The sequence below is a fragment of the Rhizobium arsenicireducens genome (genome assembly GCF_964021225.1).
This window is the reverse complement of the sequence record NZ_CAXHYK020000001.1, coordinates 1,892,892-1,916,266: the sequence shown is the minus strand read 5'-3', so window position 1 is coordinate 1,916,266 and position 23,375 is coordinate 1,892,892. Positions and strand designations below refer to the sequence as shown.

Genomic DNA, 23,375 nt, shown 5'->3' with positions numbered 1-23,375 from the left:
CGAGGGCACGGCGCCAAAATAAGTCAGGACACAAAAGAACCGCGAAAGGCTGAGCCTTCCGCGGTCTTCATTCGCAGCAATGATTGTGCTCAGGCCGAGAGCATCAGATCCATATTTTGCACGGCGGCGCCCGACGCACCCTTGCCGAGATTGTCGAGCACGGCAACCAGATTGACGTGCGCGCCTCCCGGCGTGCCGAAAACGTAGAGTTTCATCGTGTCCTGGCCGACAAGTTCCTCGGCATCGACGCGTGCGAGATTGGCGCTTTCCTCAAGCGGTACGACGCTGACGATCGACTGGCCTGCATAATGGGTGGCAAGCGCGGCGTGCACGCTCTCGACGGTCTGATGTCCACCCGCGAGTTCCTCGAGGAAAAGCGGCAGTTGCACGATCATGCCCTGGGCAAAGCGGCCGACCGAAGGAGCAAACAACGGCGCCCGGTCCAGCAGACCGTGGGCCGTCATCTCCGGCACATGCTTGTGCTTCAGCGTCAGGCCATAGAGGAAGTTGTTGGCGGCGAGGTGCTCCGGATGGCTCGTGTCTTCCATCTGGGCAATCAGTTGCTTGCCGCCGCCGGTATAGCCGGACACGGCGTTGACCGTGACCGGATAGCCGTCCGGCAGGATGCCAGCGGATCTCAGGGGCCGGATGAGCCCGATGGCGCCGGTCGGATAGCAGCCGGGATTGGCGACGTAGCGCGCCGAGCGGATCTTGTCGCCTTGCGCCTTGTCCATTTCGGCAAAGCCATAGGCCCAGTCCGGCGCGACGCGGAAGGCGGTCGAAGTGTCGATGATCCGCACCTTGTTGTTGCCGGCAACCATCTTGACGGCCTCCTTCGACGCATCGTCGGGAAGGCAGAGAATGGCGATGTCGGCGCTGTTCAGCATGTCTTCGCGCAGAGCGGCATTGCGCCGTTCCGCTTCCGGGATCGACAGCAGCTCGACGTCGCGGCGGCCGGCCATGCGCGTGCGGATCTGCAGGCCCGTGGTGCCGTGTTCGCCGTCGATGAAGATTTTCGCTGCCATTTTATCCTCTCCTGTCAGGAGCTTGGGTCGATTTTCGGAATCGGATTGTCAAAGGGGTGAATCAAAGTCTCAACGCTGGCGCGCCCGACGCTCGGCGTGGAGGCCCAGCATATACATTGCGACAGTTGCTCCGGCAATGGCGGTGATGTCGGCATGGTCGTAGGCCGGAGCGACCTCCACGACGTCGGCGCCGCGAATGTCGAGCTGGTAGAGGCTGCGCAGCACCGAGAGGATTTTCGCGCTTGATGGGCCTCCGGCCACCGGTGTGCCGGTGCCGGGAGCAAAGGCCGGGTCGAGGCAGTCGATGTCGAAGGTGAGATAGGTCGGCAGGCCGCCGGTATGGCTGACGATCAGCGATGCGATGTCGCCTGCCCGCATGTCTTCCACCTGGTGACCGTAGACGATGCGAATGCCGCAGTCCTCAGGCGCATGGGTGCGAATACCGATCTGGATCGAGCGGTCCGGGTCGATCAACCCGTCGCGCACCGCGCGGCCGACGAAGGAGCCGTGGTCGATGCGCTTGCCGTCGTCGTACCAGGTATCCTGATGCGCGTCGAATTGCACGAGCGCCAGCGGTCCGTGTTTGGCGGCGTGGGCCTTGAGCAGTGGCCAGGTCACGAAGTGGTCGCCGCCAAGCGTCAGCAGGAATTCTGTGGCGGCAAGGATCTTCGCGGCCTCCGTCTCGATCGTGTCCGGTGTCTGCCAGTGATTGCCGTAGTCGAGCAGGCAATCGCCATAGTCGATCACCGCCATGTCCGAAAACAGGTCGCGTTCGAAGGGATATTGCGGATCATTGTCGAAGATTGCCGAGGCCCGTCGGATCGCCTGCGGTCCGAAGCGCGCGCCGGGCCGGTTGGACGTTGCCGCATCGAAGGGAATGCCCCACACCACCGCGTCCACACCCTCGAGCGACTTCGTGTAGCGGCGCCGCATGAAGGAAAGCACCCCGGCATGAGTGGGATCGGTCGCAGCCGATTTTAGGTCCGTCGCTGTGATGGCGTGGTCGATGGTCTTTTCGGCCATAAAATCGTCTCCCCCTGTAGCAGTGGCTGCCGGTGTGCGGCGCAATATTACGGCCGCGACAACCGATTGCCAGAGGTTTTTCCGGCTGCTGTACGCCTCGTGCATAGATCGATAGGCGCGCTTGTATTGTCAGGTCGTACGAGGCGTTGCCTGCTCATGGAAGGCGTGAACGCGAACCGGTGAGCGCCGTGAATCGAAAAAGGCGGAGCCGAAGCCCCGCCTTGATTTCCGTTTCCGGTATCCAGCGATTAACGCTTGGAGAACTGGAACGAACGACGGGCCTTGGCCTTGCCGTACTTCTTGCGTTCGACGACGCGGCTGTCGCGCGTGAGGAAGCCGCCCTTCTTGAGCACGCCGCGCAGGCCTGGCTCGAAATAGGTCAGCGCCTTGGAGATGCCATGACGAACGGCACCGGCCTGGCCGGACAGACCGCCGCCGGTGACCGTGGCCACGACGTCGAACTGGCCGTCGCGGGCAGCGGCGATGATCGGCTGCTTCAGGATCATCTGCAGCACCGGACGGGCGAAATAAACCGGGAAGTCGCGGCCGTTGACGGTGATCTTGCCGGTGCCGGGCTTGACCCAGACGCGGGCAACGGCGTTCTTGCGCTTGCCGGTCGCATAGGAGCGGCCTTGAGCGTCGACCTTGCGGACGTGAACCGGGGCAGAGGCTTCCGGAGCAGCCGTGCCGAGATCCTTCAGGGAAGAGAGGTCAGCCATCAGGCGCTCCTTACGTTCTTGCTGTTCAGCGAGGCCACGTCGACTGCGACCGGCTGCTGGGCTTCATGGGGATGGTTCGAACCGGCATAGACGCGCAGGTTCTTCATCTGGCGACGGCCGAGCGGGCCACGCGGAATCATGCGCTCGACGGCCTTCTCGAGGACGCGCTCCGGGAAGCGGCCTTCGATGATCTGGCGCGCGGTGCGCTCCTTGATGCCGCCCGGGTAACCGGTGTGCCAGTAGTACTTCTTGTCGGAGTACTTCTTGCCGGTCAGCGCGACCTTCTCGGCATTGATGACGATGACGTTGTCGCCGTCGTCAACGTGGGGGGTGTAGGTGGCCTTGTGCTTGCCACGCAGGCGCATGGCGATGAGGGAGGCGAGGCGACCAACAACGAGACCTTCGGCGTCGATGATGATCCACTTCTTCTCCACCTCTGCAGGCTTCTGAACGAAGGTAGACATGAGTGATACTTTCCGTTTGGGACCCGACCGGCACGAGGCCAACTGGGCGTTTCTTGTTGCTTGATTTCGCGCGCTTGAATGCGTGAAAGAGAAAGCGGACCCGAAGGCCCGCAGACTGCACGGTTTATAAGCCGAGGGTATTTTGCGGTCAAGAGGGCGTCAACTGGCGGGGTCCTGAAATTATTACATAAAAACAGCCACTTGATGGTGTGGTAATATTTTACCGCATCATATCGCGCCCCGGTTTGCACCAAGAGGCCTCCTCTTGCGCTTGAGGCGGAGTGGGATCGGTCAGCGCGGTGGAATTGAATATGTGGCCGTTGCCTGGGCAATCGGCTCCTCGCTTGCCGCCTGGAGCAGCAGGGCGTCGATCACGGCGAGCCGCTTGCCGAGTTTCAGGACCCGGCATTCGCAGCGGATCGCTTGCTGTTTCGGGAGGCGCAGGAAGTTGATGTTGAGACTTGTAGTGACGGCAAGCGCCACCGGGCCGACATGGGCGAGCACCGCGGCATAGGCCGCGACGTCCGCGAGCGTGAACATGGCCGGGCCCGACACCGTGCCGCCCGGTCGCAGGTGGCGCTCTGCCGGGTCGAAGGTCATTGTCACGCGACCGGGTGCCACTTCGCTCACGTGGAAGACGCGACCGTCGGTGTGGATCTGAGGGAAGTCCGTTTCGAGAAAGGCATTGATCTCGTCGGCGGTCATGATCGGTTGCATGAGGTCGGGTCTCTATTCGAATGGGCTTTCAAAGCGTGTGCGTTTTATGGCAGGCTTTGAGGCAAGTGCAAACGCCCAGGGAGGTCGAGAATGGCGGAAGTCGTATCTTTCAAGAAGGACGGTAGTGACGCGGTCACCGGGCCGGTGCTCTCCTCGCTCGACAACGGCGTGTTGCGCCTCACATTGAACAATCCGCCCGCTAATGTGCTGTCCATCGCACTGATGGAGGCCCTGATGGCCGAACTCGCCGCGGCTGGCGATGATCCTGAGGTGCGCGTGATCGTGCTGGGGGCCGCCGGAAAGCTCTTTTCCGCCGGCCACGACCTCAAGGAAATGACGGCCCGCCGATCCGATCCGGACCGCGGTCGTGCTTTCTTCGAAAAGACCATGCGCCTCTGCGCCGACCTGATGCTGGCGATCACCCACCTGCCGAAGCCGGTGATTGCTGAGGTCGACGGACTGGCCACTGCCGCCGGCTGCCAACTGGTTGCGTCCTGCGATCTGGCGATCTGCACGGACACCTCGACCTTCTGTACGCCGGGCGTGAACATCGGGCTGTTCTGCTCCACGCCAATGGTCGCCGTCAGCCGCGCCGCCCATCGCAAGCAGGCCATGGAGATGCTGCTGACGGGAGAGACGATCGATGCCTCGACGGCAAAGGATTTCGGTCTCGTCAACCGCATCGTGCCCAAACAGTATCTTGCCCAGGTCGTTGGCAAATATGCCGCGGTGATCGCGTCCAAGTCGCCCTTGACGCTGCAGATCGGCAAGGAGGCCTTCTATCGCCAGATCGAAATGCCGCTTGAGGAGGCCTATGACTACGCCGCGCGCGTCATGGTCGAAAACATGCTGGCCCGCGACGCATCGGAGGGGATCAGCGCCTTTCTTGACAAGCGGCATCCGACTTGGACCGGCGAGTAAGCGCAGTCGGCTGAAGCCGGTTGGGGCTTGTAGAGGCTACCGCCGTCCTCGATCGTCTTTTTAGTAGACACAGGCCTGGGTAACTCAACCATGAGGCGATACTAATATTTGCATGAATGAAAAGCATACAAACACGGAACAAAGCATGATGTCTGTTTAATTTTAGGGGTGAGACGATGTCACTTGAACGGCGCATTTCGGTCATTACGCTCGGCGTCGCCGACGTGGCGGCAAGCACTGCATTCTATGAGCGGCTGGGATGGAAGAGATCTGCGGCCTCGCAGGAAGGCGTGACCTTCATCCAGTTGAAGGGGACCGTGCTTGCGCTTTTTGGCCGCGAGGCTTTGGCCCGGGACGCAGAGGTCGAAAACACCGCGCCCGGATTTTCCGGTGTCACCCTTGCCCATAACGTCTCCAGTGTGACCGGCGTCGATGCCGTGATGAAGTTTGCCGTTTCCTGCGGCGCCAAACTGGTCAAAGCGCCGGAGAAGGTGTCCTGGGGCGGCTATTCCGGATACTTTGCCGACCCGGATGGTCACCTGTGGGAGGTGGCCCACAATCCCTTCTTCCCGATGGATGAGCACGGCCACGTCGTGCTGCCGGAATGATCGCCATAGCAATCCGGGCTGTCGACCCACCAGTTTGGCCCTTCTGATGCGGGAGCGGCGTTCCAGGCCTAGGCCTCCGGCTCGTTAGAATGGAATCCAGGGGTGGGCCAAGCTGCAGTCAACCGCGTGTGAAGCGCAGTTCCGCACACGCCTCACGGACGCGTCGGATCGTTCGGGCCTCGGTCCCTGCCCATGTCTCGGCCGCTCCTGTCTTCCGGCTTGCACGTCGATACAGGACAATAGGGCCGATCGGCACTCGGTACTGTAACCCGCGCGACAATCTCGCCGGGACGACAAAAGCGTCGATTCGCGACATAGGTGTCGTAGAGCATTTGCCCTCTTTGCCGCAGCGACGGATAGGTCAGGATCACCGCGCCGTGCTGCCGGATGGTCGCCTGTACACGCTCGCAACTCATTCGGGTGGAGGTATATTTCGGGATGGCATTGACCGATGTGGCGACGAGCATCACCGGCAGAGCAATCAACAAGATTTTCATGATAGCACCCTTCCGTAGAAATACTGCGGTTTCAAATGCCTGTCTACTTGCAGTCGCGTCCTGGTATCCCAAATAGGCAGAACTATCCAAGCATACTCCTTATTAGCAAAAGCTCAATTGCGTGAGGCCATCCAATGACAATCAACCATGATCGCTATGATGCCGCCTATCTCTCCGGGATCCTGCAGGAAACCAAAACCATCGCTGTTGTCGGCGCCTCGCCCAATCTCGCCCGCCCTAGCTACGGCGTCATGAAGTTCCTTCTGTCCAAGGGCTTCCGTGTCATTCCGGTGAACCCCGGGCAGGCGGGAAAGGAAATTCTCGGCCAGACCGTCTACGCAAATCTTGCGGATATTCCCGAGCCTATTGACATGGTCGATGTGTTTCGCGCCTCTGAATACCTTCATGAAGTCATCGATGAGGCGATCGCGCTCGAACCTCGACCAAAGGCGATCTGGTCTCAACTGTCCGTCCGCGACGACTTCGCCGCGAAGAAGGCCGAAGCTGTCGGGATCAAGGTCGTGATGGACCGTTGCCCTGCCATCGAGATGCCGCGCATGGGCCTCTAGCGCGCGGCGTTCGCATGTTTAACCGAGCAGGAAGTCGGGATTGGCGCGCAACGCGTTGAGTGCGCTCTCATTGCCGCAGTAGTGTGCGAAATTCTCAGAAGCCGCGCCGGTCGCCAGATCCTTGCGGCATTCGCCCTTGGAGGCGCAGTGCGCGCAGGTGATCTGCATGTCGCGAAACTGATTGCGCAACCGCAACTCGACCTCGGCTGGATCAATATTGAGCGCCTTCATCATCTCGATCATTTCGTCGGCTGCGTGTGGTCCAGCCTTTGCCAGTTCGATCAGATGATCGGGCGAAATCCCGCAATCATGCGCGATACTTTGAATGGTGAACTCGTCGAGTGATGCAATCATGTCAGCTTCCGCGCTGCTCTGCCACCCTTTGGCAAACCAGTCCATCAAGCGTGTAAACACGGTACGTGCCGGATCGTTGACGAGAGTATTCATGAGCATCCTCCAGATCACTTTTTGAAGAATGCGGGCCAACCACAAGCGTTGCATTGATTTCGATCAATACGCCGGTCTTCAGCTCCTGACATCGACGGCAAAAAAGCGGGCTGACATAACTGTTTAAGCCGCTATGATCGCTGCAACAAAATTCGAGTGGAGGCAAAGAATGTCCAAGAACAATCCAGGTTTCGCGACTTTGTCAGTGCATGCCGGAGCCCAACCTGATCCCACGACCGGTGCGCGCACCACGCCGATCTACCAGACGACGGCCTATGTCTTCAACGATGCGGACCATGCGGCGGCGCTCTTCGGCCTGAAGCAGTTCGGCAATATCTATACCCGCATCATGAACCCGACCCAGGCTGTTCTCGAAGAGCGTGTCGCTGCCCTCGAAGGCGGCACGGCGGCGCTTGCCGTCGCCTCCGGCCATGCTGCGCAGATGCTCGTGTTCCACACGCTGATGCAGCCAGGGGACAACTTCGTCGCGGCCAAGAAGCTCTATGGCGGCTCGATCAACCAGTTCGGTCACGCCTTCAAGAATTTCGGTTGGCAGGTGCGCTGGGCCGATCCGGCCGACCCGGACAGCTTCGCCGAGCAGATCGATGACCGGACCCGCGCCATTTTCATCGAGAGCCTCGCCAATCCGGGCGGCACCTTCGTCGACATCGCCGCCATTTCCGAAGTCGCCAAGCAGCACGGGTTGCCGCTGATCGTCGACAATACCATGGCAAGTCCCTATCTGCTGCGCCCGCTGGAGCATGGCGCCGATATCGTCGTGCATTCTGCCACGAAATTCCTCGGTGGCCACGGTAATTCCATGGGCGGCATCATCGTCGACGGCGGCACCTTCGACTGGTCGGTCTCTGGCAAGTTCCCGATGCTGTCCGAACCGCGGCCGGAATATTCGGGCGTTGTCCTGCATCAGGCCTTCGGCAATTTCGCCTTCGCCATCGCCTGCCGCGTGTTGGGCTTGCGTGACCTCGGTCCGGCCATTGCGCCGATGAATGCCTTCCTCCTGCTGACCGGCATCGAAACGCTGCCGCTCAGGATGCAGCGGCATTGCGACAATGCGCTTAAGGTCGCCACCTGGCTGAAGCAGCATCCGAAGGTCGCCTGGGTGAACTATGCCGGCCTCGACAGCGACCCGAACCACGCGTTGCAAAAGCGCTATTCGCCGAAGGGCGCCGGCGCCGTCTTCACCTTCGGCGTCAAGGGCGGCTATGCCGCCGGCAAGGCGCTGGTCGAAGGTCTGCAGCTCTTCTCCCACCTCGCCAATATCGGCGATACCCGTTCGCTCGTCATCCATCCGGCCTCCACCACCCATGCTCAGTTGACCGAGGCCCAGCAGATCGCCGCCGGCGCCGGGCCAGACGTGGTCCGCCTGTCGATCGGCATCGAGGATCCGGAAGACATCATCGGCGATCTCGAGCAATCGCTCGCCAAGGTCTGATCGGTCAACCGAACGAGCGCCGCAGCCCCGCTTGGCCGCGGCGCCGAGGAGCGAGCATGTTGCACCACCTGAATTTCGATCCCGCGACGGTCGAACCGGAGGAGGGCGCCCCCGCCGCCGACCGGCTGATCTCCGGCAATCCGCGTTTCACCACATGGAACATGGAGGAGGCGCCGGGCGGCATCTATGCCGGCATCTGGCAGTCAACGCCCGGCAAATGGCGGATCTCCTACGACGAGTGGGAATATTTCCACATGCTGGAAGGCTATTCAGTCGTCACCGAGGACGGCGGGGAGCCTGTACACCTGAAGGCTGGCGACCGGATGATCCTCAGGCCCGGCTTCAAGGGTACCTGGGAAGTCGTTGAAACGACTCGCAAGGACTACGTCATCCGGCTTTGAACCGGATCTTCACCATTCGAGATCCAGTCGCTCCAGGCCGTGGAAGTGATAGACGTCCTTGACCTTCGGAGGAGCTGCAAGCCGGAGCCCCGGCAGGCGCTCGAACAGCAGCGGCAAGACAATGTTAAGCTCGAGCCGGGCCAGCGGCGCGCCGATGCAGAAGTGGATGCCGGCGCCGAAGGACAGGTTCGGTGCCTCGTTGCGCTCCGGATTGAACGTCAGCGGATCGGAGTACTTCAGCGGGTCGAGGTTTGCGGCAGCAAGGATCATGCTCACCTTGTCGCCGCGCTTCAGGGCAACGCCATCGATTTCCGCCGGTTCCAGACACCATCGCTGGAAAATATGGACCGGCGCGCAGATGCGCAGCGTCTCCTCGACTGTGCGTTCCGTCGCCGCCTCGTCGCGGAACATGGCTGCCGGATCGAGGCCGCTTTCAAGGATGATCCTGACCGAATTACCGATCTGGTGGACGGTCGCCTCGTGGCCTGCATTCAGCAGCACGATGGTCGTCGAGACCAGTTCGTCTTCGGTCAGATATTGTCCCTTGTGTTCGGTGTGGATCATGTGGCTGAGCAGGTCGTCGCGCGGGGCGGCGCGGCGTTCGGCGATCATGCCGCGGACATAGTCGGCAAATTCCTTGGCCGAACGGTCCGCGGCGTCCTCGTCGGCGCGGCTGCGCTTGAACATGTACATGCCGACATAGTCATGAGACCATTTCAGCAATTGTGGCCCCATTTCTTCCGGAATGCCGATCATACGGGCGATCATCGTCACCGGGATGATGTCGGCAAAGGTCGAGAGCAGTTCCGTCCTGCCACCCTTTTCGAACCTGTCGATCAGGCCGTTCGCCAGTTCCTCGATCTCCGGCTTCATCTTCTCCACATGGCGCGAGACGAAGGCGCGGTTGACGAGGGTTCTCAGCCGTGTGTGCTCCGGAGGCTCGAGTTCGAGTAGCGAATGCGCCTCGGCCGCATCGAAGTTTTGCGTGTGCGGGCAAGGTTCGGGCATGCCCAGTTCTTCGCGCGTTGCGACATGCAGGACCTGCCGCCCGAAGCGGCGGTCCCTCAGAAGCGTGTTCACGTGGTCGTACCGGGTGAAGAACCACTGTTTCTGCTCCTCCCAGTAGAAGGTCGGGCAGACGGCATGCAGCGCCGCATAGACGCGATTTGGGTCGCAATAAAAGGCCGGGTTGCGGCCGTCGAGGCAGATGCGCCGCGCGGTCTTGTCGATGGCGAGGAAGGGAAGATCAGTCATGCGGATGGTCTACCGTTTCTGGTGGAGGTGCGAAAGGCCGTTTACGGCTTGGACAGGCCGGTTTGCGGCGTTGCCTTGGCAACCAGGCGTTTGAGCGCGGCGACCTGGCGGTCGGCCTGTTCGTCAAGCGCTTCGGGGCCTTCTGCCGGAACGATGAGAACCTTGTCGCCGATGATCACGGCGCTACGGTTTCGGCCCCGCGCCTTAGCCTTGTAAAGCGCCCTGTCGGCATTGCTCATCAGGCGGTCAAGATCGCCGGCCGCGGCCGCGGTGGTGGCGGTACCGATCGAGACCGTCGCAGACACTTGCCCCCTGTCCGTCTCGATCCGGGTCGCGGCGAAAGCCTGCCGGATGGTCTCGGCAACGAGGGCGGCTTCACGGATGTCTCTGACCGCCATGAGGGCCATGAATTCCTCGCCCCCGGTGCGTCCGAATATTCCGCCGGAAGGAACGATTGTGCGGCAAAGCGTGGCAAAAGCGACGAGAACGGCGTCTCCGGCCTGATGCCCGTGCGTGTCGTTGATCGTCTTGAAGTGGTCCAGGTCGAAGAGCGCGAGAGCCAGGAGGCGATCCGCGGCGGCCTTGCTGCCAATCATCGTGGCAAAACCCTCGACCATGCCCCGCCGGTTGAGTGCCCCGGTCAGGGGATCGGTGCGGATCAGATGCTGAAGGCGCTGTTCGGAGCGATCCATGACGATCTTCGCGCCAATCATGATCATGGCAATGAAGCCGAAGATGCTCGTCGCGGTGGAGACGGCAGATAAGGGCGCCGCCTGTATGCTCTCGGGCATCGTGGCAAAGGTGGCCCCTGCGACGATCAGGCAGACTAGCGCTTCGACCGTCCAGATGCTCGCCAGAACACGGCGAAAGCGCCGCTCGGCGACATCAAACCGGAAGGCGACCGAAGCGAGCATCAGGTAGCCGCAGGCGGCGGCGAGATTGTATAGCACGATCCGGTAGGCAATCTCCTCGCGGATGGGGGGAAGCAGCACTCCGGCAATCCAGATCAGCACCGGTAGGGCCGCCCATCCCGGCATGGGCCGTCCGGAGAGAGCAAGCACTCCGGAAATCCAGAACAGGAAGCTCGAAAGGGCGATAGCGTTGCCAATTTCGATCGACAAAATGTCCGGTACGCCGCCGCGCAGCGCAATGAGCAAGACTCCGAGCCCATGGGCGCCAAAGCCGAGCGCCCAGTGGCCGTAGTGTCCTTGCGTGCGATCGTACAGCCAGACGGCGGCAAGCAGCGCGGCCAGGGTCGAGGCTTCCATAGCCCACAGGAAAAGCGCGGTATTGATGTCGAGCACGAGATAGGCCTTGCGTGCGGTCCGGAGGATTGTCGCAAGATGGGGCAGACTCTTTAACGAGTCCTTACGGAATGCTCGTCACCGCGCAGGTTCGTGCAAGCTTGGCCGTATTTATTAGCACTTGGTTTACCATCGCTCATGGAATAGCTGTGGCCGCGGCAGTCGGTGGCATAGGCGAGGGCAGGCCAAGTGTTTATGGCTCGTGATCAACGCCCCGGCTATTAAGGATATCCGAGCCGCGCGTCTTGAAGTCGAGGGTGCGGACACTCTATGTAGGGATTGACAGGTTTTATTTGATTCCCGCCGCGCATCGAGTGTTTGGGGATGAGGCTGATAAAGGACGGACATGAGAAATCCAGTTGATACCGCCATGGCCCTGGTGCCGATGGTTGTGGAGCAGACAAATCGCGGCGAGCGCTCCTATGACATCTTTTCGCGCCTCCTCAAGGAGCGCATCATTTTCCTGACCGGTCCGGTGGAAGACACGATGGCGTCGCTGGTCTGCGCGCAGCTCCTGTTCCTCGAAGCCGAAAACCCGAAGAAGGAAATCGCGCTCTATATCAATTCGCCGGGTGGCGTCGTCACCGCCGGCATGGCGATCTACGACACGATGCAGTTCATCCGTCCGGCCGTTTCGACGCTCTGCGTCGGCCAGGCCGCGTCGATGGGGTCGCTGCTTCTGGCAGCGGGCGAGAAGGGCATGCGCTTTGCCACCCCTAACGCCCGCATCATGGTTCACCAGCCCTCGGGCGGTTTCCAGGGCCAGGCATCGGACATCGAGCGTCACGCACGCGACATCATCAAGATGAAGCGCCGGCTGAACGAAGTCTATGTCAAGCATACGGGCCGCAGCCTCGAGGAAGTCGAACAGACGCTCGACCGCGACCATTTCATGGAGTTGAGCGAGGCGAAGGACTGGGGTCTGATCGACAAGATCCTGACCTCTCGTCAGGAGCTCGAAGGCGCTCCTCCCGCCTGAGTTCGTCCCTGTCCGGTCCCGGTTCGAGCTCCATGAACCGGATGTGATCGGCTCAGGGGTGTAAACGGACGAGGAAAGCGCTATTAGTAACTATTAAGGCTATGTTGTAGTTTGATGACATAACCTGACGATTTGAAGGGGTTTTCGTTGCCGCCGATCCTGAAACTGGATTGAATGGATCGGTAAGTACCTCCAAATCGGGATAGGTTCCGGCCGTGAGTTGCGGCCGGTGCCGGGCGGTGAGAGTGACCGCCCTCCGCTGGTCGGAGGCGCGGCGTGCTGGAAGGATTAAGACATGAGCAAGGTCAGCGGAAGCAACGGCGGTGACTCCAAGAATACCCTCTATTGTTCCTTCTGCGGCAAGAGCCAGCACGAGGTCCGCAAGCTGATTGCCGGACCGACAGTGTTCATCTGCGATGAATGCGTCGAATTGTGCATGGACATCATCCGCGAAGAGAACAAGTCGTCGATGGTCAAGTCTCGCGACGGCGTTCCCACGCCGCAGGACATCATCAAGATCCTCGACGAATATGTGATCGGCCAGAGGCAGGCCAAGAAGATCCTCTCGGTCGCGGTTCATAACCATTACAAGCGCCTATCGCACGCCTCAAAGGGCGGTGACGTGGAACTGGCCAAGTCGAACATCATGCTCGTCGGCCCGACCGGCTGCGGCAAGACCTATCTTGCCCAGACGCTGGCCCGGATCATCGACGTGCCGTTCACCATGGCAGATGCGACGACGCTCACTGAAGCCGGCTATGTCGGCGAGGATGTCGAGAATATCATCCTGAAGTTGCTGCAGTCAGCCGACTACAACGTCGAACGCGCCCAGCGCGGCATCGTCTACATCGACGAAGTCGACAAGATTTCGCGCAAGTCCGACAATCCGTCGATCACCCGCGACGTCTCTGGTGAGGGTGTGCAGCAGGCGCTGTTGAAGATCATGGAAGGCACGGTCGCGTCGGTTCCGCCGCAGGGCGGGCGCAAGCATCCGCAGCAGGAATTCCTGCAGGTCGACACGACGAACATCCTGTTCATCTGTGGCGGCGCCTTTGCCGGCCTCGACAAGATCATCTCGGCGCGTGGCGAAAAGACCTCCATCGGTTTCGGTGCGACGGTTCGGGCCGAAGACGATCGTCGTGTCGGCGAAGTGCTGCGCGAACTGGAGCCGGAAGACCTGGTGAAGTTCGGCCTGATCCCGGAATTCATCGGTCGTCTGCCGGTTCTGGCAACGCTTGAGGACCTCGATGAGGATGCGCTGATCCAGATCCTGTCGGAGCCGAAGAACGCTCTGGTCAAGCAGTACCAGCGCCTGTTCGAGATGGAAGACATCGAACTGACCTTCCACGAGGACGCGCTCCGCGAGATTGCCCGCAAGGCGATCACCCGCAAGACCGGTGCCCGCGGCCTGCGCTCGATCATGGAAAAGATCCTGCTCGATACCATGTTCGAACTGCCGGAACTCGAGGGCGTGCGCGAAGTGGTCATCTCCGAGGACGTCGTGCGCGAATCTTCGCGTCCGCTCTACATCTACGCGGACCGGCACGAAGAAAAGGCCAACGCTTCGGCCTGAGGGTAGCCCCGAATTTAGTCACGAAAGCCCGCCGCACTCTGGCGGGCTTTTTTCGTTTGTGTTCACTTCCGGCGATAAACGGTAAGAAGTCAGCGATTTTGCCCATCCGTGGTTTTCCGAAGCACAGGCTTGGGCTACAAGGTTAAGTGCTTCGCCGCGATCAGTGGTCGCCGGCCGGAGCAGGGCGCTTCGCGCTCGGTTCCGCGCTCGTCGGGCAAGCGTGTTTTGTAGCGTTGTGTCGCCGTCTGTAACGCCGCTGTCACATTCGAAGGCAGCCGGTATTTGGTCAGGCTTGAATTCACTATCGCGGAACTCCATTTGTTGGAGGAGCAAGAGATGTGCCAGTTGCCTTCGGGGACTGGCGCCAGGTTCCGGTTCACGCCGGGACGTCGGAAAGGAATGAAAATGTCGAAAACGTCTGCAGCAAACGAAGGCAATATCTATCCCGTATTGCCCCTGCGCGACATCGTGGTTTTCCCACACATGATCGTGCCTCTGTTCGTCGGGCGCGAGAAGTCCATCCGCGCTCTGGAAGAGGTCATGGGCTCCGACAAGCAGATCATGCTGGCGACCCAGATCAATGCCGGGGACGACGACCCAGCCTCGGAAGCCATCTATGAGATCGGCACCGTTGCCAATGTTCTTCAGCTTCTCAAGCTGCCGGACGGGACGGTCAAGGTCCTTATCGAGGGCCGTGCGCGTGCCAAGATCGAGACCTATACCGGCCGCGAAGAGTTCTATGAGGCGACTGCCCATGTACTCGCCGAACCGGATGAGGATCCGGTCGAGATCGAGGCCCTCAGCCGCTCCGTGGTTTCGGAGTTCGAGAACTACGTCAAGCTGAACAAGAAGATTTCACCGGAAGTCGTTGGCGCCGCGAGCCAGATCGAGGATTATTCGAAGCTCGCTGACACGGTCGCCTCGCATCTTTCCATCAAGATCACCGAAAAGCAGGAAATGCTGGAAACGGTGAGCGTGAAGACGCGTCTTGAAAAGGCGCTCGGATTCATGGAAGGCGAGATTTCGGTTCTCCAGGTCGAAAAGCGCATCCGCTCGCGCGTCAAGCGCCAGATGGAGAAGACCCAGCGCGAGTACTACCTCAACGAACAGATGAAGGCGATCCAGAAGGAGCTTGGCGACGGCGAAGACGGCCGCGACGAGCTGGCCGAATTGGAAGAGCGCATCGCCAAGACGAAGTTTTCCAAGGAAGCCAAGGAAAAGGCCGAGGCGGAACTGAAGAAGCTGCGCCACATGAGTCCCATGTCGGCGGAAGCAACGGTTGTCCGCAACTACCTCGACTGGCTGATCGGTTTGCCCTGGGGCAAGAAGTCCAAGGTCAAGATTGATCTGAACGCCGCCGAGAAGATTCTCGACGAGGATCATTTCGGCCTCGACAAGGTCAAGGAGCGCATCGTCGAGTATCTCGCCGTCCAGACGCGCGCGACCAAGCTCAAGGGTCCGATTCTCTGCCTCGTTGGCCCTCCGGGCGTCGGCAAGACTTCGCTCGCCAAGTCGATCGCCAAGGCGACCGGCCGCGAATACATCCGCATGGCGCTCGGTGGCGTCCGTGACGAAGCCGAGATCCGCGGTCACCGCCGTACCTATATCGGCTCGATGCCCGGCAAGGTCATCCAGTCAATGAAGAAGGCGAAGAAGGCCAACCCGCTGTTCCTGCTCGATGAGATCGACAAACTGGGCCAGGACTATCGTGGCGATCCGTCGTCGGCCCTGCTCGAGGTGCTGGATCCGGAACAGAACTCGACCTTCATGGACCACTACCTGGAAGTCGAATACGACCTGTCGAACGTGATGTTCATCACCACGGCGAACACGCTCAACATTCCGGGCCCGTTGATGGACCGCATGGAGATCATCCGGATCGCGGGCTACACTGAGGACGAGAAGCTGCAGATCGCCAAGCGGCACCTGCTGCCGAAGTCGATCAAAGAACATGCCTTGCGTCCAGAGGAGTTCTCGGTTGCTGACGACGCGATCAAGGCGATCATCCAGCAGTACACCCGCGAAGCTGGCGTCCGCTCGTTCGAACGCGAACTGATGAAGCTCGCCCGCAAGGCTGTCACAGAGATCCTCAAGGGCAAGACCAAGTCGGTCGCCGTGACCGCGGCCAACATCCATGACTACTTGGGTGTGCCGCGCTATCGTCACGGCGAAGCTGAAGGCGAGGATCAGGTCGGTATCGTCACCGGTCTGGCCTGGACCGAAGTCGGCGGCGAGCTGCTGACGATCGAAGGCGTGATGATGCCGGGCAAGGGCCGTATGACGGTCACCGGTAATCTCAAGGAAGTGATGAAGGAATCGATCTCGGCGGCGGCATCCTATGTCCGCTCGCGCGCTGTCGATTTCGGCATCGAGCCGCCGCGCTTCGACAAATCGGACATCCACGTGCACGTTCCCGAAGGGGCAACGCCCAAGGATGGCCCGTCGGCTGGCGTCGCGATGGCAACGGCTATCGTCTCGATCATGACCGGCATTCCGGTCAACAAGGACGTGGCTATGACCGGCGAGATCACGCTGCGTGGTCGGGTTCTTCCGATCGGCGGCCTGAAGGAGAAGCTGCTCGCGGCGTTGCGCGGTGGCATCAAGAAGGTTCTGATCCCGGAAGAGAACGCCAAGGATCTGGCGGACATCCCGGATAACGTGAAGAACAATCTCGAGATCGTGCCTGTGTCGCGCATGGGTGAGGTCATTCGGCATGCGCTTGTTCGCGTACCTGAACCGATTGAATGGGACGGAACGGTCGAAACGCCGGCCATCGGCACCGTCGAAGGGGTCGACGAAAACGGCGCGACTTTGGCTCACTAAGGCGGATTTTGCCTTAGTCTGGCCAAATTGGCACATTGAACGGAAAAAGGCTGGCAGAAATGCCAGCCTTTTTTGTGCAAACTCCCGCAAACCCCTTGTTTTCCGGGCGATTGCGGTGCTTTTGAGTTGCCTAGGGCAGATGCATCCGTATTCTCCGCCCGACTTATCCATTGAGTCGTTTCATACCAATCAGAAAGGGTGGAAACATGAACAAGAACGAACTCGTATCCGCGGTCGCCGAGAAGGCCGGCCTCACCAAGGCCGATGCAGCTTCCGCCGTTGACGCCGTTTTCGAAACGGTCCAGGCCGAGCTGAAGAACGGCGGCGATGTTCGCCTCGCTGGCTTCGGTGCGTTCACCGTTGGTCGTCGCGAAGCCTCGAAGGGCCGCAATCCCTCGACGGGCGCCGAAGTCGATATTCCGGCCCGTAACGTGCCGAAGTTTACGGCCGGCAAGGGTCTGAAGGACGCCTGCAACAGCTAATCAGCTGAACGCCTCCCTGCCTGGTGCAGGGCGGGCCATACAAATTGAAAGCCCGGCCCCGCGCCGGGCTTTTTTCGTTCGCCGTGCTTGTGCGATGCGCATGCTTGCCGTATCGCTCGGGACGCCGGTTTTCCGGCATTCGTTCTCAGGGCGGGGTGCAAGTCCCCACCGGCGGTAAGGAGGTTCGCCTCCAAGCCCGCGAGCGCCTTTCGGACCTGGTCCGGGAGGGTCAGCAGATCCGGTTGAATTCCGGAGCCGACGGTCATAGTCCGGATGAAAGAGAATGAGGCAATCGGTCGTGGCGCCGCGTTTTCGGACGGATCTGTCCGGATGCAGGCGGCTTGGCCTGCGTATGCCGTCCGCTTCTCCGGACGGCGGCGCAAGCGGGTGGGCTCGTCCAGGCGGGTCTTTTCGCGAATGCCCTCATGCGTCCTGATTTGTGTTGGTCCTTTGTGAAGGAAAGAAACATGAATCAGAGTCTCCCTTACGCTCTCCCGGTCCCGCGCTTTCGCCGGAGCCTCCTACATGGTGCTGGCGGGCATCGCCTTCGCGCTGCTCAATGTCGCAACCCAGTGGCTGGCGATGACACTGGCCTTCCCGCCGGCCTCCGCGGCATTCTGGCAATATGGTTTCGCGATGGTGCTCTCGCTGCCACTGCTGTTCAGGCTCGGCCTGCGGGCGATGCGCACGCGCTATCCGGGTCGTCATCTGCTGCGCGTGCTACTCGCAGCCCTCGGGGTGCAAACCTGGGTGGCGGGCCTCGCCTCGGTACCGATCTGGCAGGCGATAGCACTGGTCATGACATCACCGTTCTTCATTATCATCGGGGCGCGCCTGTTTCTCGGCGAGACCGTTGGTATAGCTCGCTGGGCGGCGACGGTTGTCGGCTTCACCGGCGCAATGATCATCCTGCAGCCCTGGGCGGAGACGTTTTCGCCGTCAGCACTTCTGCCGATCCTGTCGGCATTGCTGTGGGGCGGCTCTTCGCTGTTGATGAAGAACCTCACGGCCTTCGAGCCGCCGGAGACGATTACGGTTTGGCTCCTGGTGCTGCTAACGCCGATCAATGCTGGTCTGGCGCTTGCCTCGGGCCTTGCTGCGCCATCCGGACTGATCCTCGTTCTGCTGCTCGCTGCGGGCCTCCTGACCGTCATTGGCCAGTACCTTCTGACGCTCGCTTACAATGCGGCGGACGCCGCCTATGTTCAGCCGTTCGATGACCTGAAACTGCCGCTCAACGTGTTCGCCGGTTGGCTGGTTTTCGGCTATGCGCCAGCCGGCTATCTCTGGCTCGGGGCGCTGCTGATTCTCGGCGCATCGCTTTTTCTTATGGCGGCGGAGGTACGCAAGGAACGCTCCTGCGCCTGATGGGCACGGACCTCGCGAGCAATCCCTCCGGACTGTCATCCGCCTGTCATCCGTGTGACGCAAAAGCCTCCTGTTCTTTTCTAACGGAAACAGGAGGTTTCCCATGACGTATGGCTTTTCCCGCGCGGCGCTGACCGCAGCCCTGCTGGCATCTGCTGCCGTTCCGGCTGGCGCCGAGCAGGTTTTCAATCGCATCGCATCCTTCCCTGTCGCAGCCAATATTCCGGCCGACAAGGACCCGAAGTCCGTTTCCTCCGCTGAGATCATTGCCGCGTCGGAAGACGGCATGACGCTGGTCTATTCCGACAGCCCGCTCGGCGCGATCGGCTTTATCGATATTTCCGACGCCAAGGCTCCGAAGGCTTCCGGCGTGCTGGCAATGGAGGGCGAGCCGACCTCGGTAGCCGTGGCTGGCGGCAAGGTGCTGGTTGCCGTGAACACTTCGCAAAGCTTCGTCCAGCCGTCGGGCAGGCTCGCCATTGTCGACCTTGCCTCCAGACAGATCGACGCTACCTGCGATCTCGGTGGCCAACCGGATTCCGTTGCCGTCTCGCCTGACATGAGCTTTGCCGCGATTGCCATCGAGAACGAGCGCGACGAAGACCTGAATGACGGGAAGCTCCCGCAGTTGCCGGCCGGTGCCCTGGCAATCGTTTCTCTGAAAGACGGCGTCGCCGATTGCTCCTCGATCAAGCAGGTTGACCTGACCGGCCTTGCCGAGATTGGCGCGGACGATCCGGAGCCGGAATTCGTCTCGATCAACAGCCTCGGCGAAATCGCCGTGACGCTGCAGGAAAACAACCATATCGCCATCATCGACGGCAAGACCGGCACGGTGAAGACGCACTTCTCTGCTGGCGCGATCGACCTTGACGGCATTGACACCAAGTCCGACGGCGCGTTGAAGTTCACGGGCAAGAAGGAAGGCGTCCTTCGCGAACCCGATGCGCTGAAGTGGCTCGACGACGACCGCTTCGTCGTCGCCAACGAAGGTGACTACGAAGGCGGTTCGCGCAGCTTCACCATCTTCGACAAGAACGGCAAGGTGCTCTATGAATCTGGCGCCTCGCTCGAGCTCGAGCTCGCCCGGATCGGCCACTTCCCCGACAAGCGCGCCAAGTCCAAGGGCGTCGAGGCTCGAGGGCCTGGAAGCCGCGACCTACGGCGAACAGAAATACTTCTTCGTTCTCTCCGAGCGTGGCTCGATCGCCGCCGTCTACAAGGATACTGGCGCCGAGCCTGAACTCGTCCAGCTTCTGCCGTCGGGCGTTTCGCCGGAAGGTGCGGTCGCCATCCCGAGCCGCAACCTGTTCGTCACCGCCAACGAGGTCGACCTGGTCGAGGACGGCGGCGCCCGCTCGCATGTCATGCTCTATGAACTCGGCGAAGGCGAAGCCGCCTATCCGACGATCCGCTCCGAAATCGTCGACGGCGCGCCGATCGGCTGGGGCGCTCTCTCGGGCCTCGTCGGCGACGCTGAGAAGGCCGGCACGTTCTATGCCGTCAACGACAGCTTCTACGCCATGCAGCCGACGATCTTCACGATCGACGCGACGCAGAAGCCGGCCGTCATCACAACGGCTTTGCCGGTCACCCGTGGTGGCCAGCCGGCCCAGAAGCTCGACATCGAGGGCATCGCGCTGGACGGCAAGGGCGGCTTCTGGCTCGCCTCCGAAGGAGATCCGGCCAAGCTCGTCGGCCACGGCATCTACAATGTCGATGCCAAGGGCGAGATCAAGGCGGAGATCGGCCTGCCCGTCGAATTGCTGGCCGGCCAGACCCGCTTCGGCTTCGAGGGCATCACCACGGTTGGCGAAGGCGACGACCTGACGCTGTGGATGGCCGTCCAGCGCGAATGGAAGGATGACGAGAAGGGCACCGTCAAGCTCGTATCCTACACCCCGAAGTCGAAGGAATGGGGCGCCGTGCGCTATCCGCTCGACAAGGGCGAGAACGGATGGGTCGGTCTCTCCGAGATCACCGCCCATGGCGACCACGTCTACATCATCGAGCGCGACAACCTGATCGGCGATGCGGCCAGGATCAAGAAGCTCTACCGTGTGGCGATCGCCGACCTGAAGCCGGCTAAGATTGGCGAAACATTGCCGCTGGTGCAGAAGGAAGAAGCCCATGACTTCCTGCCCGATCTAAAGGCAGCGACCAACGGCTATGTCCTCGACAAGCTCGAGGGCTTCGCTTTCGACGCCGAAGGCAAGGCCTTTGCCGTCACAGACAATGACGGCGTCGACGATTCGTCGGGCGAGACTTTGTTCTTCGCGGTCGACCTCAAGGGCACCCACTGATCAACATCGTCCTCCCAAGACGATCGGAGGCCGGGTGAGCGATCTCACCCGGCCTCCGCTGCGTTTGCGATCCGGTGTGCCGCAGGGCGGCGGGATTACCAGCGATGATGAACGTGCGGCGCGATCAGCCGGTTGTAGATCTCGCGTGCCGCAGTCATGACATCGCTTGAAAGTGGCGGCAGGTCGGATGCAGACGCGTTCGCCTGCGCCTGGGCGGCGTTGCGCGCCCCTGGGATGACCACGGTTACCGCATCGTGCATCAGGATCCAACGCAGCGCGAAGGCTGCCATCGCGGTGCCGGACGGGACCAGCTTGCGAACTTCTTCGACGGCCTGCAGTCCTGTCTCGAACGGAACGCCGGCAAAGGTCTCGCCAACGTCGAAGGCTTCGCCATGGCGGTTGAAGTTGCGGTGGTCTTCGGCCGCGAACTGCGTCTGCGGCGTGATCTTGCCTGACAGCAGGCCGCTTGCCAGCGGGACACGGGCAATGACTGCGACGTTGCGCCGTTTCGCTTCTTGAAAGAACAGGCCGGCGGGCCGCTGGCGGAACATGTTGAATATGATCTGTACGCTGACGACGCCGGGATATTCGATCGCCTTCAGCGCCTGCTCGGCGTTCTCCACACTCACCCCGTAATTGGCGATCTTGCCGGCCTGCTTGATCTCTTCAAGCCCCTCGAACACCTCAGGCCGGTAGTAGACCTCGGCCGGCGGGCAGTGCAACTGCACGAGGTCGAGCCGCTCGACCGCGAGATTCTTGAGGGAGCGATCGATGAAGCCCTCCAGATTGGCCTTGGTGTAGCCATCCGCCACATGCGGATTGAGTCTGCGTCCGGCCTTGGTGGCAACCATCGGCCTCGCTCCTTGTCGAGCCTTTAGCACATCGGCGATGATTTTCTCCGAGCGGCCGTCGCCGTAGACGTCGGCGGTGTCGATGAAGGTCATGCCGGCGTCGAGCGCCGCATTGAGCGCTGCCCGGCCGTCGGCCTCGGAAACCTCACCCCAGGAGCCGCCGATCTGCCAGGCGCCGAAACCAACGTCGCTGACGGTGAAGCTCGTTCGTCCGAACGGATGCTGTCGCATGATGATCTTCCTCCTTGATGAATGCTGCATCGTTGCAGTTAGCAAGGGGTAGGCGACGGGGCAAGGGCAACCTTGAGGGGCTGTCTGCGAATGGCTCAGTCCAGGAGCGCCGCAAAAACACCGTGATGGGCGGATAGGAGAAGGCGCTTTCCCTGCTTTCTCTCGAACCCGGTATGATGGCGTGACACTGCTATCCAAGCTCATGAAGGTCTGGCGCCTCATCGCCTTGCTCGCCTTAGGCCTCGCGGGATGGAATCTCGTGTCAAACGTCTATCGCTCCGGGGTCATGCTGGGATTTGTCGATTCGGCGGCACTTGCGGAATACAGGCTCTATGCCGCGCCGACCGCCACCTTCGTTGCGGAGATCGAGCAGGCGATCGCCGATGGCGATCACGCCTATGCGACGGCGCTTCATGATCTCGGCATTCGTTTCGGCCATGACCTGTCGCCCGCTCTTCGGGAAAAGGCCGAGGGGACCGTGCTCGGGCGCGCCCTTGTTTCCGGCAGCCGGGCGGCAAAGGGCTTTGTCTTCGGCTCGCTCGACAGTGGAGCGGAGATCGCCGGCTCTGTCACCAGCGATCTTGTTGGTATCGGCGACATTCGGGATTTCTCCGTCCAGGGTTTTCGTTATGTGGCGGGCGAAGACTATGACCCGATCCTGCTGGGCTTGTCCGCCGTCGGGCTCGGCCTGACCTTCTCCACCTACGGCACCGTCGGAGCGGCAGCCGTTCCCGATGCCGGTTTGTCCGTTTTGAAAAACGCCTACCGCAGCCGCAAGCTCTCCGTCCCGCTCACCATCTATCTGAGGAAGACAGCGGCAAAACTGTTCGACCGTAGGCTGCTCAAGGCCGAACTTGCGGCGGCAATCGACGAAGGCGCCCTCGGGCTGGCACGGCTGCAAAAGGCCGCGGCCCGGTCGATGGACGGCACGGCTGCGCGCGCCTTGATGGACGATGCTGCTGTACTGGGCGCGATCGGAACGAAAGGCGGCGTGCGCAGCTCCGTTGTGGCGCTGTCACTTGCCGAGAGCCCGCAGGAGCTTCGCAAGCTTCAACGGCTCTCAACGCGCTTCGGAGGTGAGTCGCATGCCGTGATGAAACTCCTCGGCCGTTCGGTTCTCGAGGTCGGCGCGGCGCTCTATGCACTGTTTTCGGCGCTTGCCGGTTTTGTCATTGCCGTTACGCTGGCGCTGCTACGCTTGTCGCTACGTCTTGCTGTCCGGTTGTTCGGACGCATCAGAGCTATCCGTTCTGTTCCGGCGCTACGCGCTCTTCGCCTCGCCTGAAACACCACATCGCAAGCCACCTCCGTCACTCTCTGGTGCCATTGGCCCGCATCTGGAAAACCGATGCGCATCCCCGGC

At 61.2% G+C, this 23,375-nt stretch carries 21 protein-coding genes, 1 pseudogene and 1 riboswitch; of the genes and pseudogenes, 12 read left to right on the top strand and 10 right to left on the bottom strand.

Annotated elements, in window-relative coordinates; translation table 11 throughout:
- Nucleotides 1-89: 89 nt before the first annotated feature.
- The 5 genes from argC to ACWPVA_RS09475 all read right to left on the bottom strand — a co-directional run bounded on the left by argC (nt 90) and on the right by ACWPVA_RS09475 (nt 3,948).
- Nucleotides 90-1,025, bottom strand: a complete 936-nt coding sequence (argC, locus tag ACWPVA_RS09495) for an N-acetyl-gamma-glutamyl-phosphate reductase (protein WP_454287444.1) — start codon at nt 1,023-1,025, stop codon at nt 90-92.
- 69 nt (nt 1,026-1,094) lie between these two features.
- On the bottom strand, nt 1,095-2,048 hold the full coding sequence (gene speB / locus ACWPVA_RS09490) for an agmatinase (protein WP_454287443.1): 954 nt from the start codon (nt 2,046-2,048) through the stop codon (nt 1,095-1,097).
- Nucleotides 2,049-2,296: 248 nt separating this feature from the next.
- A complete protein-coding gene (gene rpsI / locus ACWPVA_RS09485; RefSeq protein ID WP_454287442.1) occupies nt 2,297-2,767 on the bottom strand; it encodes a 30S ribosomal protein S9 in 471 nt (156 codons plus the stop codon).
- The gene (gene rplM / locus ACWPVA_RS09480; RefSeq protein WP_454287441.1) at nt 2,767-3,231 is read right to left on the bottom strand and encodes a 50S ribosomal protein L13; all 465 of its coding nucleotides are present in this window, start codon (nt 3,229-3,231) and stop codon (nt 2,767-2,769) included. The genes rpsI and rplM overlap by 1 nt, the downstream gene beginning before the upstream one ends.
- Nucleotides 3,232-3,522: 291 nt before the next feature.
- Nucleotides 3,523-3,948, bottom strand: coding sequence for a PaaI family thioesterase (locus tag ACWPVA_RS09475; RefSeq protein WP_454287440.1), 426 nt, complete (start codon nt 3,946-3,948; stop codon nt 3,523-3,525).
- 90 nt (nt 3,949-4,038) lie between these two features.
- Between ACWPVA_RS09475 and ACWPVA_RS09470 the strand changes: the two genes are divergently transcribed.
- Nucleotides 4,039-4,869, top strand: a complete 831-nt coding sequence (locus tag ACWPVA_RS09470; RefSeq protein WP_454287439.1) for an enoyl-CoA hydratase — start codon at nt 4,039-4,041, stop codon at nt 4,867-4,869.
- Nucleotides 4,870-5,045: 176 nt separating this feature from the next.
- Entirely contained in the window at nt 5,046-5,477 is a 432-nt protein-coding gene (locus ACWPVA_RS09465) for a VOC family protein (protein ID WP_454287438.1), read from the top strand.
- 152 nt (nt 5,478-5,629) lie between these two features.
- On the opposite strand, the gene ACWPVA_RS09460 is transcribed toward ACWPVA_RS09465, so the two are convergent.
- Nucleotides 5,630-5,974, bottom strand: a complete 345-nt coding sequence (locus tag ACWPVA_RS09460) for a hypothetical protein (RefSeq protein WP_454287437.1) — start codon at nt 5,972-5,974, stop codon at nt 5,630-5,632.
- A 140-nt stretch (nt 5,975-6,114) separates the two neighbouring features.
- Between ACWPVA_RS09460 and ACWPVA_RS09455 the strand changes: the two genes are divergently transcribed.
- Nucleotides 6,115-6,543 carry a CoA-binding protein gene (locus ACWPVA_RS09455; protein WP_454289560.1) on the top strand — a complete coding sequence of 143 codons (429 nt, stop codon included), beginning with the start codon at nt 6,115-6,117 and terminating at the stop codon, nt 6,541-6,543.
- A gap of 18 nt (nt 6,544-6,561) precedes the next feature.
- Here the strand turns inward: ACWPVA_RS09455 and ACWPVA_RS09450 are convergent, their stop codons facing one another.
- Nucleotides 6,562-7,044, bottom strand: a complete 483-nt coding sequence (locus ACWPVA_RS09450) for a DUF6455 family protein (RefSeq protein ID WP_454287436.1) — start codon at nt 7,042-7,044, stop codon at nt 6,562-6,564.
- 115 nt (nt 7,045-7,159) lie between these two features.
- Between ACWPVA_RS09450 and ACWPVA_RS09445 the strand changes: the two genes are divergently transcribed.
- Both ACWPVA_RS09445 and ACWPVA_RS09440 read left to right on the top strand, forming a co-directional pair.
- A complete protein-coding gene (locus ACWPVA_RS09445; protein WP_454287435.1) occupies nt 7,160-8,443 on the top strand; it encodes an O-acetylhomoserine aminocarboxypropyltransferase in 1,284 nt (427 codons plus the stop codon).
- A 56-nt stretch (nt 8,444-8,499) separates the two neighbouring features.
- Nucleotides 8,500-8,844 (top strand): cupin domain-containing protein, encoded by a 345-nt coding sequence (locus tag ACWPVA_RS09440; RefSeq protein ID WP_454287434.1) that lies wholly within the window; start codon nt 8,500-8,502, stop codon nt 8,842-8,844.
- 9 nt (nt 8,845-8,853) lie between these two features.
- On the opposite strand, the gene ACWPVA_RS09435 is transcribed toward ACWPVA_RS09440, so the two are convergent.
- Together ACWPVA_RS09435 and ACWPVA_RS09430 are read right to left on the bottom strand one after the other, a co-directional pair.
- Nucleotides 8,854-10,098 (bottom strand): cytochrome P450, encoded by a 1,245-nt coding sequence (locus ACWPVA_RS09435; RefSeq protein WP_454287433.1) that lies wholly within the window; start codon nt 10,096-10,098, stop codon nt 8,854-8,856.
- A 41-nt stretch (nt 10,099-10,139) separates the two neighbouring features.
- Nucleotides 10,140-11,402, bottom strand: a complete 1,263-nt coding sequence (locus ACWPVA_RS09430; RefSeq protein ID WP_454287432.1) for a GGDEF domain-containing protein — start codon at nt 11,400-11,402, stop codon at nt 10,140-10,142.
- Between the two features lie 346 nt (nt 11,403-11,748).
- Here ACWPVA_RS09430 and clpP point away from each other — a divergent pair, with 346 nt between their 5' ends.
- The 6 genes and pseudogenes from clpP (at nt 11,749) to ACWPVA_RS09400 (ending at nt 20,930) form a co-directional block, all read left to right on the top strand.
- The gene (gene clpP / locus ACWPVA_RS09425) at nt 11,749-12,381 is read left to right on the top strand and encodes an ATP-dependent Clp endopeptidase proteolytic subunit ClpP (protein ID WP_454287431.1); all 633 of its coding nucleotides are present in this window, start codon (nt 11,749-11,751) and stop codon (nt 12,379-12,381) included.
- Nucleotides 12,382-12,676: 295 nt separating this feature from the next.
- On the top strand, nt 12,677-13,954 hold the full coding sequence (clpX, locus tag ACWPVA_RS09420; RefSeq protein ID WP_454287430.1) for an ATP-dependent Clp protease ATP-binding subunit ClpX: 1,278 nt from the start codon (nt 12,677-12,679) through the stop codon (nt 13,952-13,954).
- 405 nt (nt 13,955-14,359) lie between these two features.
- Nucleotides 14,360-16,777 carry an endopeptidase La gene (gene lon, locus ACWPVA_RS09415; RefSeq protein WP_454287429.1) on the top strand — a complete coding sequence of 806 codons (2,418 nt, stop codon included), beginning with the start codon at nt 14,360-14,362 and terminating at the stop codon, nt 16,775-16,777.
- A gap of 206 nt (nt 16,778-16,983) precedes the next feature.
- Nucleotides 16,984-17,259, top strand: a complete 276-nt coding sequence (hupB, locus tag ACWPVA_RS09410; RefSeq protein WP_115670790.1) for a DNA-binding protein HupB — start codon at nt 16,984-16,986, stop codon at nt 17,257-17,259.
- Between the two features lie 137 nt (nt 17,260-17,396).
- A riboswitch (FMN riboswitch) is annotated at nt 17,397-17,548 on the top strand.
- 236 nt (nt 17,549-17,784) lie between these two features.
- Nucleotides 17,785-18,627: a DMT family transporter gene (locus ACWPVA_RS09405; RefSeq protein ID WP_454287428.1), complete on the top strand. Its 843-nt coding sequence runs from the start codon at nt 17,785-17,787 to the stop codon at nt 18,625-18,627.
- Between the two features lie 103 nt (nt 18,628-18,730).
- Nucleotides 18,731-20,930 (top strand): annotated as a pseudogene (locus ACWPVA_RS09400) (esterase-like activity of phytase family protein).
- A 95-nt stretch (nt 20,931-21,025) separates the two neighbouring features.
- On the opposite strand, the gene ACWPVA_RS09395 reads toward ACWPVA_RS09400, so the two are convergent.
- Complete coding sequence (locus ACWPVA_RS09395) at nt 21,026-22,012, bottom strand: aldo/keto reductase (RefSeq protein ID WP_454287427.1); 987 nt, start codon at nt 22,010-22,012, stop codon at nt 21,026-21,028.
- A 181-nt stretch (nt 22,013-22,193) separates the two neighbouring features.
- Here ACWPVA_RS09395 and ACWPVA_RS09390 point away from each other — a divergent pair, with 181 nt between their 5' ends.
- Nucleotides 22,194-23,297 carry a hypothetical protein gene (locus ACWPVA_RS09390; protein WP_454287426.1) on the top strand — a complete coding sequence of 368 codons (1,104 nt, stop codon included), beginning with the start codon at nt 22,194-22,196 and terminating at the stop codon, nt 23,295-23,297.
- Nucleotides 23,298-23,375: the final 78 nt, after the last annotated feature.

What these genes read in the sequence shown, in the direction of transcription:
- speB (WP_454287443.1), bottom strand. Translation starts at nt 2,048, where the DNA reads ATGGCCGAAAAGACCATCGACCACGCCATCACAGCGACGGACCTAAAA.
- argC (WP_454287444.1), bottom strand. Translation starts at nt 1,025, where the DNA reads ATGGCAGCGAAAATCTTCATCGACGGCGAACACGGCACCACGGGCCTG.
- hupB (WP_115670790.1), top strand. Translation starts at nt 16,984, where the DNA reads ATGAACAAGAACGAACTCGTATCCGCGGTCGCCGAGAAGGCCGGCCTC.
- ACWPVA_RS09445 (WP_454287435.1), top strand. Translation starts at nt 7,160, where the DNA reads ATGTCCAAGAACAATCCAGGTTTCGCGACTTTGTCAGTGCATGCCGGA.
- ACWPVA_RS09475 (WP_454287440.1), bottom strand. Translation starts at nt 3,948, where the DNA reads ATGCAACCGATCATGACCGCCGACGAGATCAATGCCTTTCTCGAAACG.
- ACWPVA_RS09450 (WP_454287436.1), bottom strand. Translation starts at nt 7,044, where the DNA reads ATGCAACGCTTGTGGTTGGCCCGCATTCTTCAAAAAGTGATCTGGAGG.
- ACWPVA_RS09440 (WP_454287434.1), top strand. Translation starts at nt 8,500, where the DNA reads ATGTTGCACCACCTGAATTTCGATCCCGCGACGGTCGAACCGGAGGAG.
- lon (WP_454287429.1), top strand. Translation starts at nt 14,360, where the DNA reads ATGTCGAAAACGTCTGCAGCAAACGAAGGCAATATCTATCCCGTATTG.
- rpsI (WP_454287442.1), bottom strand. Translation starts at nt 2,767, where the DNA reads ATGGCTGACCTCTCTTCCCTGAAGGATCTCGGCACGGCTGCTCCGGAA.
- ACWPVA_RS09395 (WP_454287427.1), bottom strand. Translation starts at nt 22,012, where the DNA reads ATGCGACAGCATCCGTTCGGACGAACGAGCTTCACCGTCAGCGACGTT.
- clpP (WP_454287431.1), top strand. Translation starts at nt 11,749, where the DNA reads ATGAGAAATCCAGTTGATACCGCCATGGCCCTGGTGCCGATGGTTGTG.
- ACWPVA_RS09435 (WP_454287433.1), bottom strand. Translation starts at nt 10,098, where the DNA reads ATGACTGATCTTCCCTTCCTCGCCATCGACAAGACCGCGCGGCGCATC.
- rplM (WP_454287441.1), bottom strand. Translation starts at nt 3,231, where the DNA reads ATGTCTACCTTCGTTCAGAAGCCTGCAGAGGTGGAGAAGAAGTGGATC.
- ACWPVA_RS09460 (WP_454287437.1), bottom strand. Translation starts at nt 5,974, where the DNA reads ATGAAAATCTTGTTGATTGCTCTGCCGGTGATGCTCGTCGCCACATCG.
- clpX (WP_454287430.1), top strand. Translation starts at nt 12,677, where the DNA reads ATGAGCAAGGTCAGCGGAAGCAACGGCGGTGACTCCAAGAATACCCTC.
- ACWPVA_RS09405 (WP_454287428.1), top strand. Translation starts at nt 17,785, where the DNA reads ATGGTGCTGGCGGGCATCGCCTTCGCGCTGCTCAATGTCGCAACCCAG.
- ACWPVA_RS09465 (WP_454287438.1), top strand. Translation starts at nt 5,046, where the DNA reads ATGTCACTTGAACGGCGCATTTCGGTCATTACGCTCGGCGTCGCCGAC.
- ACWPVA_RS09470 (WP_454287439.1), top strand. Translation starts at nt 4,039, where the DNA reads ATGGCGGAAGTCGTATCTTTCAAGAAGGACGGTAGTGACGCGGTCACC.